The following is a 15,577-nucleotide window of genomic DNA, read 5'->3' as shown; positions in this document are numbered from 1 at the left end:
TCCCGAACTCCTCGCGAACCGCGTCCCTTTGGCCCGCGCCGGGCCGCACCGCCGGGTCGGCGGCGCCGTCATTGCGATGCCGAGCGGTGCTGAGTGGTGCTGAACGGCGTCGCGCCGGTACGGTCGGGCGCCAGGGTGACAGGGCCGAGACCGGTCCTGCCGCCCTCCGAGCACGGCACGTCGGGCACGAAGGGGGCCGGGGCATGAGCCTGGCGCAGTGGCACTACACCTCCGCACCGCCGGGACCCGACGGATCCGGCTTCCGGTTCACCGCGGTCACTCCCGGTCTACCCGACGAGCTGCTCAAGGAGGTCGAGCAGCTCATCGGTTACGAGCCGCCGCACGACGCGCCTTCGCAGCCCACGGATACCGAACTCGCCGCTCTGCCGGAGGCGTTCAGCCACAGCGTGCTCTCCGACGGCACTCGGCTGCTGGCCAGGACCGTCCCCACCGGCGCCGATCACAGCGGACGCGGAGGCAACTTCCATGCCCACGCCGTGCGGCTGCCCGCGAGCACCGCGCTGTCCACCGGAGCCGGATCCACTCCCATCAGCGCCTGGAACTCGCCGCAGTGGGCCACCGTCACACCGGTCGGCGGTGTGCCCGCGCCGCTGGAGGCGCCTCCGGCGGGACGGAGCTTCGACCGGCGGGAGCTGGTCACATTCGCCGCCTCCCGCGCACCGTGGCTCGCGGTGTTCTTCGCCGGTCTGCGCGAGCTGAGCGAGGAGGCGGCGGCGCCGCGGATCGTGCTCGTCGAGCGGGACAGCGAGGACGTGGCGCGGTGGATCGCGCTGGCCAGTGCGGTGCTGCCGGGCGCGGCCGTGCACCGGCTGACCTTCACCACCTACACCCGGCGTCCGCACCTCGCCGGCCAGCAGATCCTCGGAGTCCTGCCGGAGGACGCGCGGAGCCTGGCCGGACAGGACCACCTCTGCCGCGTACTCGATCCGGCGGGTCCCGCGCCGGCGGGTCCGGTGGCGGACACCTGGGCCGTGATCGCCGCGCGCGTCTGGCTGGCCAGAGCTCCCGAGCTGTTCACGGAGGCGGCCGCGCTGCCCGGCGGCCCGCTCACCGCGGGACCGCTCGCCGTCGCCGCCCTGTGCGCCGGAATCGCGCCGGAGGCGGCCGGCCGCGCGGCGGCGGCCGACTGGGCGCGGAAGCACACGGACGCACTGGACGATCAGCGGCTGCGGCAGCTCGTCGACGCCCTGTGCGCACCCGCCGAGGACCGGACACCGGCCGAAACGGCGGCCCTCGCGGGCCTGCTCACGGCGCTCGACGGCAGGGCTCCGGCCGCCACGACCGCGCCGCTCGCCGCGCTCGTACTGACCGAGGCCGTCCGCGCTCCGGCGTCCGGGACGCCGTCCGCCGGGACCGGGCTGTCCGGTCACCGGCTGCCCGCGCTCCCGGAGGATCTCAAGCGGCGCCTCGCCGCCGAGCTGGCTCCCGAGCTGCGCGCCGGCATCGTGGGCCGGCCCGGGGACGAGCCCGGCGGCGCCGGTACGGACACCTCGCGGCCGGTGGAGCTGCTGCGCGTCGCCGAACTGCTCGGCATGGACTCCGCCGATCTGCTGCCCGGCCTCGCACAGCGGCTGGCCCACGCGCTGATCGCCGACCCGGAGCCGGCCTACACTCCCGCCGTGCGGACCGTGCTGGAGGAGCACTTCGATCTGCGTACGGCGCTGCTCAGCAGGCTCGACGCGCTCGCCGCGGACGACCCGCCGGCCGCCGCCCGGCTGCTCGCCCGCACCTCGCTTCCGTTCGACGGAATCCAGACTCTGCCGCATCTGCGGATGTGCGCCGAGGCGCCCGCTCCGGCGCCGGACGGCGGCGACCGGGTCACCGCACTGCACTCCGTGCTGCGTGCCGCCGGCGCCTCACCGCTCGCCGATCCGCTCGTGCTGCGCACCGCCGTCAGGCTGGTGTGGGACGGCGGTACGCCGACCGCGTCCGAGGCACGCCTGATGCTCGCCGAAAGCGGCTCGGACGCCCACCGCGCGGCGGGCACCTGGTCCGCTCTGGTGAAGGCGGCGCTCGACGGGCCCGGAGACCGGGCCGACGCTCCGGAGCTCGCCCACGATCTGCTGCGCAGTTTTCCCGAGGAGCTCGAACCGCGCGTACGAGGAGCCCTGCAACTCCTCGACTTCGCCAGGGATCTCCGGGCGGGACGGACCGGATCGGGCTGGACCGCGCGGGCGCTGACGCTGCGGTCCGCCGCGGAACCGGTGGAACCGGGCGTGCTGCTGGAGGTGTTCGGGACCCTCGCCCGCGCTCTGCTCTCCGAGGAGCGGCCGGAGGGAGAGCTGTACGCGCTCGCGCACTGCGGCGACACCGACCTGACCTCGGCGTACCGGCGGGCCGCACACGAGGAGTGGCTGCGCGACCGGCTGCGTACGGTCCCGGCCCACGCGGCCGACTGCTTCACCGCGTGGACCTCGCTGCCGGGAGCGAACCGGACCTGGGACGAGATCCGCACGACCCTGCTCGACAAGGTGCTGCGTCCTGTCGTACGTACGCTGCCGGCCGAGGACCTCGCCGCCGTGGAACGGCACCTGGAGCGTACGGGCGGCCGCAGGGCCGAGGAGTTCCGGACCTGGAACAGGCCGGGCGCGCTGGGCAGACTCGGTCTGCGTCTCGGCGGCCGTGGCCGCCGTCAGGGCGGCTGACGCAAGGCGGCCGGCCGCCGGCCCCCATGGGGCTCGGCGGCCGGCCGTGGCTTTTCCCGCCGGTGATCACCGAACGCGGTGATCACCGGTCGTGACACACCGGTCAGCTCGCGTCGGGCGTGAGCTGGAGCGAGATGCTGTTGATGCAGTACCGCTGGTCCGTCGGGGTCGGATAGCCCTCGCCCTCGAAGACATGGCCCAGGTGCGAGCCACAGCGGGCGCAGCGGACCTCGACGCGGACCATGCCGTGCGAGCGGTCCTCGATCAGCTCGACCGCGTCCGTGTCCTTCGGGTCGTAGAAGGACGGCCAGCCGCAGTGCGACTCGAACTTGGTGTCGGAGCGGAACAGCTCCGCGCCGCACGCGCGACAGGAATACACGCCGGCCGTCTTGGTGTCGGTGTATGCGCCGGTGAAGGCGGGCTCGGTGCCGGCCTTGCGGAGTACCTGGTACTCCGCGGCGGACAGCTCCGCGCGCCACTGCTCGTCCGGCTTGTCGATGTCGTACGACATGCGCTCTCCCTCAGTCGGTCAGGCGGGCCAGGATGTGCGGACCGAGGTCCGTGACGTCGCCCGCGCCCATAGTGAGAACGAGATCCCCGGGTCCGGCCATTCCCGCGACGGCCTCGGGAACCGTGCTCTTGTCGTGGACGGCGGTGACCTCGGCGCCCGCCGCCTTCGCCGCGTCGATGATCAGCGCACTGGTGACACCGGGGACCGGGTCCTCGCGGGCCGGGTAGATGTCGAGGACCAGCGAGGCGTCCGCGAGCCTGAGCGCCTGGCCCATCTCCGTGGCCAGCTCCCGCGTGCGCGAGAAGAGGTGCGGCTGGAAGACGACCAGCAGCCGCGAGCCCGGAGCCGCGGCGGCGCGCATCGCCTCCAGATCGGCGGTCATCTCGGTGGGATGGTGCGCGTACGAGTCGATGACCTGGACGCCCGCCGCCTCGCCCTTGAGCTGGAGACGGCGCTTGACACCGGTGTACTTGCCCAGGGCCGAGGCCAGATTGTGCGCCGGGATGCCCAGCGCCACGCCCGCGGCCAGGGCCGCGACCGCGTTGAGCGCGTAGTGCCGGCCGGGCACCGAGACCGTGAAGGTCAGAAAGCGGCCGTCGAGCAGGACCGTGACCTCGCTGGTCAGCCCGCGCGCGGTGACCTTGTGGACGCGTACGTCGGCGGTGTCGGCCGCTCCGTAGGTGACGATGTTGAGCGCGGACCGGTCGCGCAGCCGGGAGGCCAGCTCGACGGCGCCCGGCTGGTCGGCGGAGATCACCAGCGTCCCGCCGGGGACGACCTTGCCGACGAATGTCTCGAAGGACTCGTAGATCTCCTCCATCGAGGAGTAGTTGGCGTGGTGGTCCAGCTCGACATTGAGGACGATCGCGACCTCGGGGTCGTACTTCTGGAAGCTGCGGTCACTCTCGTCGGCCTCGGCGACGAAGATCTCGCCGGCACCGTGCTGGGCGTTTGTGCCCGGCCCCGCCAGATCGCCGCCGATCGCGTACGAGGGATCGAGGCCCAGCTCGCTGAGCGCGACGGCCAGCATGGAGGTCGTGGTCGTCTTGCCGTGGGTGCCCGCGACGGCGATCGACCGCAGACCGCCCATCAGCGAGGCCAGCGCGTCGGAGCGGTGCACCACCGGCACGGACAGCTCCGCCGCGCGGGCGAGCTCGGGGTTGTCGGCCCGGATGGCGCTGGAGACCACCACGCACGACGCGTCGTCCGCGAGATGAGTCGCGGCATGACCGATGTGCACGGTGGCTCCCAGCGCCCGCAGCGCCTGCGCGGTCTCCGACTCCTTCGCGTCACTTCCCGCGACCTTCGCTCCGCGCTGAGTGAGGATCTTCGCGATACCTGACATTCCGGCGCCGCCGATGCCGATGAAGTGCGGCCGTTCCATGGCGGTGGGGATACCGGGTGCCATACGTGTTTCTCCCAGGGTGCAGGCGGTGCAGCGTCACGCTGTGTCGGGGCTCCAGCCTATTCGCTGTGCGCGAAGAGCTTGAGCACCGGGACGCCGACCTTGTGGCGCGCCCGGGACGCCCAGTCGCGGTGGAAGAACTCCTCCACATAGTGCGGCTCGGTCAGCACGATCACCTCGTCCGCTCCGGACTCGTCCACCACACCCCTGAGCAGGTCCAGCGGGTGCTCCTCGACGACCTGGCCCACGGCCTCGGACCCCTGGGCGCGCAGCGCCGTCAGAGAATGCGCGAGCGCCAGTTCGGCGGGTTGTCTGGCCTGCTTGCCCTCCGGCTCCTCACTCTCCCGGGCGGCCTCACCCAGCTCGCCGAGCGCGACATCGTCGATGGCACGCAGCAGCACATCCGCCTGGTCCCCGCGAGGCTGCATGAGGACGACAAAGGAAACCGTCTCGTCGCCGTGCAGAGTCGTGACGAACTCCACGTCCTCGGGCGTCAGAGGTTTCTCGATCATCAATACGCTTGTGAACACGGCAGGCACCCTTCGTCTTCATAGGCCGTTCGGCCCACTGCGGAAACCATCCTTCCCCGTGCCCGCACGGGGTCCCCGAGTAAGTCTGCCCAGCGGAAGCTAACCGGAACGATAAATTCCATCGACTGTCAAACGCGACAATAACGACCGAAAAGGAACCCGTCCTCCTCCAGTAGCGACGCCAGCGCGAACCGTTCGGGAAGGGCGAGAGCCGGCCCGCCCGCGATGCGCTGCGCGTACCCAGAAGTGAGCGTCGGAGACACCGTCAGACACAGTTCGTCCAGGACGCCGGCCGCCACGAACTGCCCGAGCAGCCGCGGGCCGCCCTCGGTGAGCAGCCGTACGAGGCCGCGTTCCGCCAGAGCGCCGACGGCACGGGCGGGGTCCACTCCGGGACCGTCGCCCGCGATCACCACCTCGGCTCCGGCCTTCTCCGCGGCCCGGATCCGCTCCGGAGACGCCGCCGCGCCGGTGAGCACGAGCGTGCGGACGAGAGGTTCGGTGAACAGCGGCAGCGAGAAGTCCAGGCCGAGGCTCGCGCTGACCACGGCGATCACCGGCGCGGGCGCCTGGCCGGCCGCCGCGCGGCCCTCGGCGAAGGCGTCCCGGGCGCGGGCCGGACGGTATCGCTCCAGGCGAACCGTTTCAGCACCCACCACGACCGCGTCGGCGAGCCCGCGCAGCGTGCCGAAGATCCGCATGTCGGCGGCGGAGGAGATCGGCGCCGAGCGGCCGTCGTGCTGGGCGGCGCCGTCCAGCGTGGACACCATGTTGGCCCGCAGCCAGTGGCCGCCGGCCGTGTTCGCCGGGTATGCGTACGCCTCCGCCAGCTCATCGGGAGTCCACTCACGGTCCGCGGCGGAGACTGTCTGATCGGTCACAGGGAACAGGCGTCGCATGCGGAGCAGTGTGGCACGGCGCATAGAGTGGAGAGTTGTGTCGTCCTCCACCGCCGCCTCCGGCCGCGCCCCGATAGCCGACGTGGCCCCGCTCTCGCTCCGCGCACGTGAGCCGCGCGTCCCCGCCGACCGGCTGGTCGCGGAGATGGTCCCGCCGCCGCGCTTCGATTCCGTACGCTTCGACACGTACGTGCCCGACCCGAACCAGCCCAGCCAGACCGAGGCGGTCACGGTGCTGAGCACCTTCGCGGCGGGACTGGGCGGAGCGCACCTGTCCGGGAGCGATCCAGGACGGCGCCGCTGGTTCGCCAGAAAGCCCGCCGCGCCCACGGGTCCGCGCGGGATCTATCTGGACGGCGGCTACGGCGTCGGCAAGACCCATCTGCTGGCGTCCCTGTGGCACGCCACTCCGGCCGCGCCCGAGCTGAAGGCGTTCGGCACCTTCGTGGAGCTGACGAATCTGGTCGGCGCGCTGGGCTTCCAGCAGACGGTCCAGACCCTCGGCGGCCACCGGCTCCTGTGCATCGACGAGTTCGAGCTGGACGATCCGGGCGACACCGTCCTGGTCTCCACCCTGCTCGGCAAGCTGGTGGACGCGGGCGTGGCGCTGGCCGCCACCTCCAACACGCTGCCCGGAAAGCTCGGCGAGGGCCGGTTCGCCGCCGCCGACTTCCTCCGGGAGATCCAGGGCCTGTCGGCGCGCTTCCGCCCGCTGCGCATCGACGGTGAGGACTACCGCCACCGCGGGCTGCCCGAGGCGCCCGCGCCCTACTCCGACGAGCAGGTGACCAAGGCCGCCTACGCGACCGCGGGCGCCAGCCTGGACGACTTCCCCGGGCTGCTCGACCACCTCGCCAAGGTCCATCCGAGCCGGTACGGAGCGCTCACGGAAGGGCTGCGGGCCGTCTGCCTCACGGATGTCCGGCCCGTGCCCGACCAGTCGACGGCGCTGCGGCTCGTCGTCCTCGCGGACCGGCTCTACGACCGGGAGATCCCGGTGCTCGCCTCCGGTCTTCCCTTTGACCGCCTGTTCAGCGACGAGATGCTGAACGGCGGCTACCGAAAGAAATACTTCCGGGCGATCTCCCGGCTGACAGCCCTGGCACGGGACGCGAAAGGGCTGGTCGCCCGGTAGGTTCGGTGCCACGGCAACACGCCTCGCCGTACGAGGCGTTGTCACACGGGGCGCCGCCACCTCGGGCGCCCGTACGCGGGGCGTCTTCATACAGGCATCACCAGAACCAAGCAGAAAGGTTCCACCATGGCCACCACGCGCCAGGCGCACACGGTCTGGGAGGGCAACCTCCTCCAGGGCACGGGCACCGTCACCTTCGACTCCTCCGGCATCCCCGACCAGGGGGTCTCCTGGCCCTCCCGCGCGGAGAAGGCCAACGGCAAGACCAGCCCGGAAGAGCTGATAGCGGCCGCCCACTCAAGCTGCTTCTCGATGGCCCTCTCGAACGGTCTGGCCCAGGGCGGCACCCCGCCGACCAAGCTGACCACCCAGGCCGAGGTCACCTTCCAGCCCGGCACCGGCATCACCGGTATCCACCTCACCGTGCAGGGCGACGTCCCGGGCCTGGACGAGGCGGGCTTCGTCAAGGCGGCCGAGGACGCCAAGGCGAACTGCCCCGTCAGCCAGGCGCTCTCGGCCACGCCCATCACGCTGAGCGCCTCGCTGGCCTGACCCGGGTCCGGCGCTCCGGCCCGGTCCGCCGGTGACTCGGATCCGAGATCCTGAGGCATCGTCCGGCGCGGGAGCCCCATGGGACACACGAGGCTCGCGGTGACCCGCATGGTTCACGTGCCTGCCGGCACGTGGTACACACATGCGGGTCACGTCTCCTGTCCGCCAGCAGGGAGTTGCCTCATGTCCGCAACACGACGTCAGATCCTGTCCCGTACCGGAACGGCCGCCGCCGGAATCGCCTTCAGCGGAGCCGTGTCGGAGCTGTTCACCGGCACCGCGGCGGCGCGAGGCGTGGGCCACCGCGCTCATGGGCCGCTCGTGCCCGACCCGCGCGGACTGCTCGACCTTCCACGGGGCTTCCGCTACAAGGTCCTTTCCCGGGAGGGCGACCGGCTCCGCTCGGGCGAGGGCCTGGTGCCCGGCAACCATGACGGCATGGGCGCCTTCGCCGGCCGCCACGGCCGAGTCCATCTCGTACGCAATCACGAGAACCGCGCGGACGGCCGGATTCCGGTGCCGACCGTCCCCGGCCTCACCTATGACCCGATGGGCAAGGGCGGCTGTACGGCGCTCGAACTGGACGCACACGGCGAGGTCCTCGGCGAACGCGTCGCCATCGCCGGCACCGCCGTCAACTGCGCGGGCGGGCCCACTCCCTGGGGCACCTGGCTCACCTGCGAGGAGACCGAGGACCGGGCCGGTACCAATGGATACACCAAGGACCACGGCTTCGTCTTCGAGGTCGACGGCGCCGATCCGCGCCGTACCGGAGCGGTGCCGCTGACCGCCATGGGCCGCTTCCAGCACGAGGCCGTCGCGGTCGACCCGGGCAGCGGTGTCGTGTACGAGACCGAGGACGCGTTCGAAAAGCCGTTCGGTCTCTTCTACCGTTTCCTGCCGGAGAAGCCGCGCGGCGGCGCCGGATCGCTGCGCGCGGGCGGCGACCTGGAGGCCATGCGGGTGCCCGGCGTACCGGACCTGTCGAGCATCCAGGAGACGGGATCGAGCTTCGACGGCGTGGAGTGGGTGCCCGTGCCGGACCCGCTGGCGGCGCGGACACCGATCCGGCTCCAGGACTTCGGCCCGAAAGGCATCACTCACGCGCAGAAGCTGGAGGGCTGTTACTGGGGCGGCCGGTCCGTCTATTTCGTGTCCAGCTTCGCGCACCGGACGGAGGGCTCGGCGGCGGACCACTTCGGACAGGTCTGGAAGTACGAACCGGAGCGGCGCCGGCTCACACTGGTGATCGTCTTCGGCCCGGACACGGACATCCAGCTTCCCGGCGAGGCTCCCGACAACATCTGTCTCGCTCCGAGCGGCGGCCTGATGGTGTGCGAGGACGGCGGCGGCGCGCAGCATGTGTTCGGAGTGACACGGCAGGGCGAGGTCTACGCGATGGCGCGCAACGCCCAGGCGATCACACCGGCCGCGGCCGGCGGAGGCGGCGCGGCCCCGGAGTGGGGCGAGTTCGCCGGGGTCACCTTCTCTCCGGACGGCGGCACGATGTATCTGAACTGCTACACGCCGGGCACCACCTTCGCCGTGACCGGCCCCTGGGGCTGAGCCGCACCGCCGGTCCGGTCGCAGAGCGGAGCCGTCCGACGCACGCTCAGAGGTACTGACCGGGCGGAAGGGGCGCGCAGTGGCCAAGAAGGGCTCGAAGAAGGACGCGGGCAAGAAGCCGGAGCAGCCTCCGCCCGCCCTCCATGAGCTGCTGCGCGTCCCGGCGGGCGAGCGCGCCGAGCTGGCCTCGTACGACGCCGGAGCGACTCCGGGAGGCCCCGGGAACAAGAAGGCCGCCCAGGAGGCCATCACCGGTATGGCGGAACGCCTCGCCGGTCTCCAGGATCGCCTGTTCGCGTCCAGTACGGCCGGCGACCGGCGCCGGCTGCTGCTTGTCCTCCAGGGCATGGACACCAGCGGCAAGGGCGGCACGATGAAGCGCGTGATCCGTCTGTTCAACCCGGCGGGCTGCCGCATCAGGGCGTTCAAGGTGCCGACGCCGGAGGAGCGGCGCCATCCCTTCCTGTGGCGCGTCGAGCGCGCGCTTCCCGAACCGGGCGAGATCGGCATCTTCGACCGCTCGCACTACGAGGACGTCCTGGCCGCCCGGGTGCGCGAGCTGGCCTCACCCCATGCCCTGGCCCAGCGCTACGGCCAGATCAACCGGTTCGAACAGGCCCTCGCCGACGACGGCGTGACCCTCGTCAAGGTCTTTCTGCACATCAGCTACGAGGAACAGCGCGACCGTCTCCTGGCGCGGCTCGACAACCCGGACAAACACTGGAAGTTCAGCGCGTCCGACATCGCCGACCGCGCGCTGTGGCCCGCCTATCAGGACGCCTATGAGCTCGCTCTGCACCGCTGCTCGACGCCGGCGGCGCCCTGGTACCTGGTCCCGGCCGACCGCAAGTGGTATCGCGACTGGGCGATCAGCACGCTGCTGCTGGAGCACCTGACGGCGCTCGATCCGGCGTATCCAAAAGGGGACTTCGACGTCGAGAAGAGCCGCGAGCGGCTGCTGGCCGAGGCCCGGCGCTGAGCGCGGGCACATCGGCGGGAAGAGCGCCACCAGCGCCGTCCCGGCCCGGCCCGGAGAGCGACTTCGGCGCGGAGGAGTGCCGTACAACCATTACAGGCAGATGATCATATATTTTCCGTGAGTGACCACATTTGTACGCATTCTCGCCACTGTCACTGTCCTGTGTGCCGCTCTCGCCGGCTGCGACGGCGCCACCTCCGAAACCTCCGGTGCCCACTCCTCCGCGTCTCTCCGGCCGGCCGGAGCCAACGGTCCGCCGACCATCGCACCCGGTCCCGGCGGCCGGACGCCGGTCTTCAAGCACGGCACTCCGGCCGCCGGGAAGACCGTGGCACTCACCTTCGACGCCGATATGACGGCCGAGCAGGGGCCGCGCGCCGCGCGCGGCGAGCGCTTCGACAATCCCGGCCTGATCGCTCTGCTGCGCCGCCTCGAAGTCCCGTCGACGGTCTTCATGACGGGCCGGTGGGCCGAGGAGTATCCGACCCAGGCGAAGGCGATCGGCAACGATCCGCTCTTCGAGATCGCCAACCACTCCTACAGCCACCATGCCTTCAAGGCCGACTGCTACGGCCTGCCGGAGATCGGTGCGGAGAAGATGGCGGCCGATGTACGACGGGCCTTCGGCTCGTTCCGTAAGGCGGGAGCCAAGAACGTGGTGCCGTACTTCCGCTTTCCCGGTGGCTGCTACGACGACGCGTCGCTCCAGGCCCTCACTCCGGCCAAGGTGACCGCGATCCAGTGGGACGTCGTCAGCGGCGACGCCTTCGCCACCGACTCGGACCCGGTGGCGGAACAAGTGCTGGAGGGTGTGAAGCCGGGCTCGGTGGTGGTGATGCACTGCACCCGCAGCGCCGCGCCGGTGACGGAGGAAGCGGTCGCCAGGATCGTGCCCGAGCTGCGAAAGCGCGGCTTCCGCTTCGCCAAGGTCTCCGAGCTGATGAAGCCCTGAACGGAAAGGTGGACAAGAGGCCGGGCGGAGGCGGCGTCAGCCCGAGCACGCCATCCGCTGGGCCTCCTGCCACTCGCAGACGGGACAGAGCGTCGCGCCCCTGACCGTCTCCGGGTGCTCGGTGGGCTCTCCGCACAGCACACAGTCCGCGTAGGCGATCTCTTCCGCCGGGACAGTCTCTTCCACCATGCGGGAGAGCCTACAAAATCGCGCGGCCCGGCCTCGCGGCGAGCCCACCGCCGCGGCGGTGGGCTCCCGCGCGACGCAGATCCGGACCAGCCGTGCGGCAGTGGTCGATTCAGTGCGCGGTGCTCTTCTGCGGAGTGACCTCGCTCGGCCGGACGATCACAAAGCCCTCGCCCTGGAGCATGAGCTGGACGGCCTCGCCGGAGCCGCCGCGGATCATCGAGCCGACGGACTGCGAGCGGTGCAGCGAGGTGTGGAGCTGCGCGCTCCAGCCGACGACGGCGTCGGTGTCGACATACACCGGTGCCTGCGCCGTGACCGGAATCACAATGGGATCGCCCTCACAGATGAGGCCGAGCTTCCCGGAGCCGGTGAAGACGCTGTTGAAGAGCCCGCCGCCGGTCATGCCGGCGCCCTTCACGGTCTTGATCTCGTACGAGAGGGTCGGGTCGAAGCACAGCACATTGCGGCCGTTGATGGTGAGCGCGTCGCCTTGCTCGATCTCGACGATGAAGCAGTTGGCGGCCTCGTGCGCGAACCACGCCTCGCCCTGGCCGCGCACGGCCATCAGCGCCAGTCCCTCACCCGTGACGGCCCGCTTGAGCATGCCGCCGAGGCCCTGGCCCTTGCGCTCGAACTGGAGATTGCCACGGAAGGCGACCATGGATCCCTGCCGCGCGTGCATCTCGCCGTTGACGGCGTATTTGATCGATTTGCTGTTCTGCAGCGTCATCCCGGGGACGGTCGCCGCCTGCGCCATGTGCTCCGTGGCAAAGAGATCGCTCTTCATGCCGCGCATCGTCCCCCGGAGGCGCTCATTCCGCCAAGCAGGACGGGCCAGGAAGGACGGCGGAGGCGGCTGGCAGACTGGACCTGTGAGCAGCTACAGCACCACCGCCGGCGACATCCCGGAGAGCCCCGGCGGCACCGACGACCCGTTCCGAGACGAACGGCCCGACCGCGACGCGGCGCCGCAGTTCGTCCTGCCGCTGGTGGTACGGATCGAGAAGACCGCGCCACCGGCGCGTACCGACGCCCTGGAGACGGCGGCCCGCGCGGTGCTGGTCATGCTCTCCGACGAGCGGTCGCTGGGAGACGGCGAATGGGCCCGCGCCATGCGCGACTGGCAGGACGCCCGGATCCGCAAGGTGGTGCGGCGAGCGCGCGGCGCGGAATGGCGGCGCGCCACGGAGCTTCCCGGTATCACGGTCACCGGCGCCACGACCGGAGAGCCGGCGCCGGCCGCCGAGGTACGGGTCTTCCCGCCCGTGCCGCTCGACGGCTGGCCCAAGGAGCTGGCCAAGCTCCAGGTCTCGGGCACCGACCTGGACGACCCGGGGCCGCTGCCCGCGCCGGACCCGGCACAGCCCGTGCTGTGGCTGAGCCCGGACCTGGACATGTCGGCGGGCAAGGCCATGGCCCAGGTCGGCCATGGCGCCCAACTCGCCTGGTGGGAGCTGTCGGAGACCGACCGCAAGACCTGGCGCGAGGCCGGCTTCCCGCTCACCGTGCGCACCGCCGACGCCGAGCGCTGGCGGCAACTGGTCGCCAGTGGACTGCCGTTGGTACGGGACGCCGGCTTCACCGAGATCGCGCCGGGATCCTGCACCGTGTGCGCCGATCATCCGGCGCTGCGGAACTGAACCCTCCGCCGCCGGTTTACGTACCTCCCTATACCGTCGGCCAGGCTGAACGGCCGGTCGGCGGTTGAGTCTGCGGTGTCACCAATCGCTTCGGGAGGCAGCACAGTGTTGCGACGCATCAACGGTACGGCGCTCATCGTCGCGGCGCTGGTCGCCACGGTCGGGGCGCTGGCCTTTCCGGTCTGGTCGTACGCCGACCGGTCCGGGACCGGCCAGGCCAATCTCAACGCGTCGACCGTGGCGACCCAGTGGGGCCCGCTCTCCGCGACCGACCGCGACTTCCTGATCAGGGTGCGGCTGGCCGGGCTCTGGGAGCTGCCGGCCGGGCAGCAGGCCGTCGAGCGCGCGCCCAGCCAGGCCATCAGGGACTGTGGCGACCATCTTGTCGTCGGCCACACCGATCTCGACGAACGCGCCCGTGATGTGGCGGCGAAGCTCGGTGTCGAGCTGCCGAACCAGCCGAACGAACAGCAGCAGGGATGGCTCAGAGAGCTCTCGGCGGCCCAGGGCCAGGAGTACGAGCGGAAGTTCGCCAATCTGCTGCGCAACGCGCACGGCAAGGTCTTCGCGCTGGTCGCGCAGGTCCGGCACACCACCAGGAACACCCTGATACGGCAGCTCGCCACCGACGCCAACCAGACCGTGCTCGACCACATCACGATGCTGGAGGCCACCGGCTTCGTCGACTTCGACGCCCTGGCGAACGAGGCCGCGGGCACGGCGACCGCCAGCCCGACCGGGCCGGTGCCGCCGGACGGAAATCCGCCGGCCGCGCCGGCGCCCGCCGCGCCGGCCGGTGACCAGTCCTTCACCTCGCGGCCCTCGACCCAGCCCGGCGCGCCGACCGCGATCAACACCAACCGGCCGGAGCCGGGCAGCGAACGGACGACGCCGATGGACATGTCGACGCACCAGCCGCAGGACGGCCGGTGAACACGACAGAGCCGTACGGGACCCGCGTGACCCGGGTAACCGGGGAACCTCAAATCAACCTCTGAACGTCCTCCTTCGCGGATTCACCGCCGTCCCGCGGGGTCATCACCCCGGCACCGCGGCGGTATGCCGCGGTACCGAAGGGGGAGCCATGAACGACACACCAGAGCTGGGAATCGGCATCGGCTGGCGCCCGGAGATCGCCGGCACGGTGGAGGAGCTGTCCGGCATCGACTGGGTCGAGGCCGTCGCCGAGAACATCTGCCCGGGGCATCTGCCCGACTCGCTGGTACGGCTCCGCGAGCGCGGTGTCACCGTCGTCCCGCACGGCGTCTCACTCGGTCTGGGCGGCGCGGACCGGCCCGACGGCCGGCGTCTGGCGGACCTCGCGGCGCGGGCCGAGGCCCTCGGCTCGCCTCTGGTGACCGAGCACATCGCGTTCGTACGGGCCGGCGGGCCGCTCACCGGGTCGCCCGCGCTCGAAGCCGGTCATCTGCTGCCCGTCCCACGGACCCGGGACGCCCTGCGCGTACTCTGCGAGAACATCCGGATCGCCCAGGACTCGCTGCCGGTGCCGCTCGCCGTGGAGAACATCGCGGCGCTGATCTCCTGGCCCGGCGAGGAGATGAGCGAGGGCCAGTTCCTCGCGGAGCTGGTCGAGCGCACCGGCGTCCGGCTGCTGATCGATGTCGCCAATCTGCACACCAACCACGTCAATCGCGGCGAGGACCCGGCGACCGCGCTGGACGAACTGCCCGTCGAGGCCATCGCGTACGTCCATGTCGCCGGCGGGACCGAGCGCGACGGCGTCTGGCACGACACCCATGCCCATCCGGTCACCCGGCCCGTGCTCGATGTGCTGGCCGAGCTGCGCTCCCGGGTCGCGCCGCCGGGCGTGCTCCTGGAGCGCGACGACGACTTCCCGCCGGCGCCGGAGCTGGCGGGCGAACTCGCCGTGATACGCGAGACGATCGAGGTGGCGGCATCGGCGCCGCGCCGTTCGCGGATCGCCGCGACCACCGCCGGCCGGCCGGCGGAGGACGGCCGGCCGGACGGCGCCGGCCCCGCCCGCGAGCGGCTCGCTCTCCGCGAGACCGCGCTTCTCTCCGCGCTGGTCGCCGGTACGCCGGCGCCCGAGGGATTCGACTCGCGGCGGCTGAACGTGCAGAGCCGGGCCCTCGCCGCCAAGCGCGCCGGTGTGGTCGCCAAGGTCGCACCGGAACTGCCGGAGATCCTCGGCAGCGGCTTCCGTCCCGCGTTTCTCGCGTACGCCGCGGACCGGCCCCTGCACGACGGATACCGCCGCGACGCGCTCGACTTCGCCGCACATCTGCTGGCCGAGGGACGGCCCGACGACTCCGCCGCGCGGCGCCGGCTGAGCCTCTGGTGGAAGGACCGGGCCGGCGCACGGCCGCCTCGCCGCGCGACCCGTCTGGTCCGGGCCGCTCGCGCCGCGCTGGTCGGGAGGTGACCTGACGGCGTGCCCGTGAGCGGTCCCGCACCGGCCGCGTCCCGCCTGCACATCCGGGCCGGTCCCGCACGCCGGAAGCCCTTCAGGAGTGGCCCTCCGGCGCATCGGAGTCATCGCACCCGACACCGCGCACCAGTCCTTGTCCCGCT

The 15,577-nt window shown here is 71.7% G+C and carries 15 protein-coding genes; 9 read left to right on the top strand and 6 right to left on the bottom strand.

What is annotated here, in order from left to right; all coding sequences use genetic code 11:
- Positions 1-203 precede the first annotated feature (203 nt).
- A complete protein-coding gene (locus PV679_RS08760) occupies positions 204-2,666 on the top strand; it encodes a GTPase-associated protein 1-related protein (protein WP_319679517.1) in 2,463 nt (820 codons plus the stop codon).
- Between the two features lie 103 nt (positions 2,667-2,769).
- On the opposite strand, the gene msrB is transcribed toward PV679_RS08760, so the two are convergent.
- The 4 genes from msrB to PV679_RS08740 all read right to left on the bottom strand — a co-directional run bounded on the left by msrB (position 2,770) and on the right by PV679_RS08740 (position 6,011).
- On the bottom strand, positions 2,770-3,177 hold the full coding sequence (gene msrB / locus PV679_RS08755) for a peptide-methionine (R)-S-oxide reductase MsrB (protein WP_319679516.1): 408 nt from the start codon (positions 3,175-3,177) through the stop codon (positions 2,770-2,772).
- A 10-nt stretch (positions 3,178-3,187) separates the two neighbouring features.
- Positions 3,188-4,585: a UDP-N-acetylmuramate--L-alanine ligase gene (gene murC, locus PV679_RS08750; RefSeq protein WP_319679515.1), complete on the bottom strand. Its 1,398-nt coding sequence runs from the start codon at positions 4,583-4,585 to the stop codon at positions 3,188-3,190.
- A 56-nt stretch (positions 4,586-4,641) separates the two neighbouring features.
- Positions 4,642-5,112, bottom strand: a complete 471-nt coding sequence (locus tag PV679_RS08745; protein ID WP_319679514.1) for an indole-3-glycerol phosphate synthase — start codon at positions 5,110-5,112, stop codon at positions 4,642-4,644.
- Positions 5,113-5,240: 128 nt separating this feature from the next.
- Entirely contained in the window at positions 5,241-6,011 is a 771-nt protein-coding gene (locus PV679_RS08740) for a pyrimidine reductase family protein (RefSeq protein ID WP_319679513.1), read from the bottom strand.
- Positions 6,012-6,048: 37 nt separating this feature from the next.
- On the opposite strand from PV679_RS08740, the gene zapE reads away from it, so the two are divergent.
- The 5 genes from zapE (at position 6,049) to PV679_RS08715 (ending at position 11,195) form a co-directional block, all read left to right on the top strand.
- Entirely contained in the window at positions 6,049-7,146 is a 1,098-nt protein-coding gene (zapE, locus tag PV679_RS08735; RefSeq protein ID WP_319679512.1) for a cell division protein ZapE, read from the top strand.
- Between the two features lie 126 nt (positions 7,147-7,272).
- Positions 7,273-7,698, top strand: a complete 426-nt coding sequence (locus PV679_RS08730) for an OsmC family protein (protein ID WP_319679511.1) — start codon at positions 7,273-7,275, stop codon at positions 7,696-7,698.
- Between the two features lie 183 nt (positions 7,699-7,881).
- On the top strand, positions 7,882-9,264 hold the full coding sequence (locus tag PV679_RS08725) for an alkaline phosphatase PhoX (RefSeq protein WP_319679510.1): 1,383 nt from the start codon (positions 7,882-7,884) through the stop codon (positions 9,262-9,264).
- Positions 9,265-9,343: 79 nt separating this feature from the next.
- Entirely contained in the window at positions 9,344-10,243 is a 900-nt protein-coding gene (locus tag PV679_RS08720) for a PPK2 family polyphosphate kinase (protein ID WP_319679509.1), read from the top strand.
- A 121-nt stretch (positions 10,244-10,364) separates the two neighbouring features.
- The gene (locus tag PV679_RS08715; RefSeq protein WP_319679508.1) at positions 10,365-11,195 is read left to right on the top strand and encodes a polysaccharide deacetylase family protein; all 831 of its coding nucleotides are present in this window, start codon (positions 10,365-10,367) and stop codon (positions 11,193-11,195) included.
- 36 nt (positions 11,196-11,231) lie between these two features.
- Here the strand turns inward: PV679_RS08715 and PV679_RS08710 are convergent, their stop codons facing one another.
- Positions 11,232-11,384: a hypothetical protein gene (locus PV679_RS08710; RefSeq protein WP_319679507.1), complete on the bottom strand. Its 153-nt coding sequence runs from the start codon at positions 11,382-11,384 to the stop codon at positions 11,232-11,234.
- A 109-nt stretch (positions 11,385-11,493) separates the two neighbouring features.
- The gene (locus PV679_RS08705; protein WP_319679506.1) at positions 11,494-12,171 is read right to left on the bottom strand and encodes an AIM24 family protein; all 678 of its coding nucleotides are present in this window, start codon (positions 12,169-12,171) and stop codon (positions 11,494-11,496) included.
- 85 nt (positions 12,172-12,256) lie between these two features.
- On the opposite strand from PV679_RS08705, the gene PV679_RS08700 reads away from it, so the two are divergent.
- From PV679_RS08700 to PV679_RS08690, 3 genes are all read left to right on the top strand, one after another.
- Positions 12,257-13,024: a peptidyl-tRNA hydrolase gene (locus tag PV679_RS08700; protein ID WP_319679505.1), complete on the top strand. Its 768-nt coding sequence runs from the start codon at positions 12,257-12,259 to the stop codon at positions 13,022-13,024.
- Between the two features lie 108 nt (positions 13,025-13,132).
- Positions 13,133-13,957: a DUF4142 domain-containing protein gene (locus PV679_RS08695; RefSeq protein WP_319679504.1), complete on the top strand. Its 825-nt coding sequence runs from the start codon at positions 13,133-13,135 to the stop codon at positions 13,955-13,957.
- 151 nt (positions 13,958-14,108) lie between these two features.
- Positions 14,109-15,428, top strand: a complete 1,320-nt coding sequence (locus tag PV679_RS08690) for a DUF692 domain-containing protein (protein WP_319679503.1) — start codon at positions 14,109-14,111, stop codon at positions 15,426-15,428.
- Positions 15,429-15,577 lie beyond the last annotated feature (149 nt).

Origin of the sequence: Streptomyces sp. AK02-01A, from assembly GCF_033795305.1 — a bacterium.
Taxonomy (GTDB): Bacteria; Actinomycetota; Actinomycetes; order Streptomycetales; family Streptomycetaceae; genus Streptomyces.
This window is presented reverse-complemented; position numbering and strand designations above follow the sequence as displayed.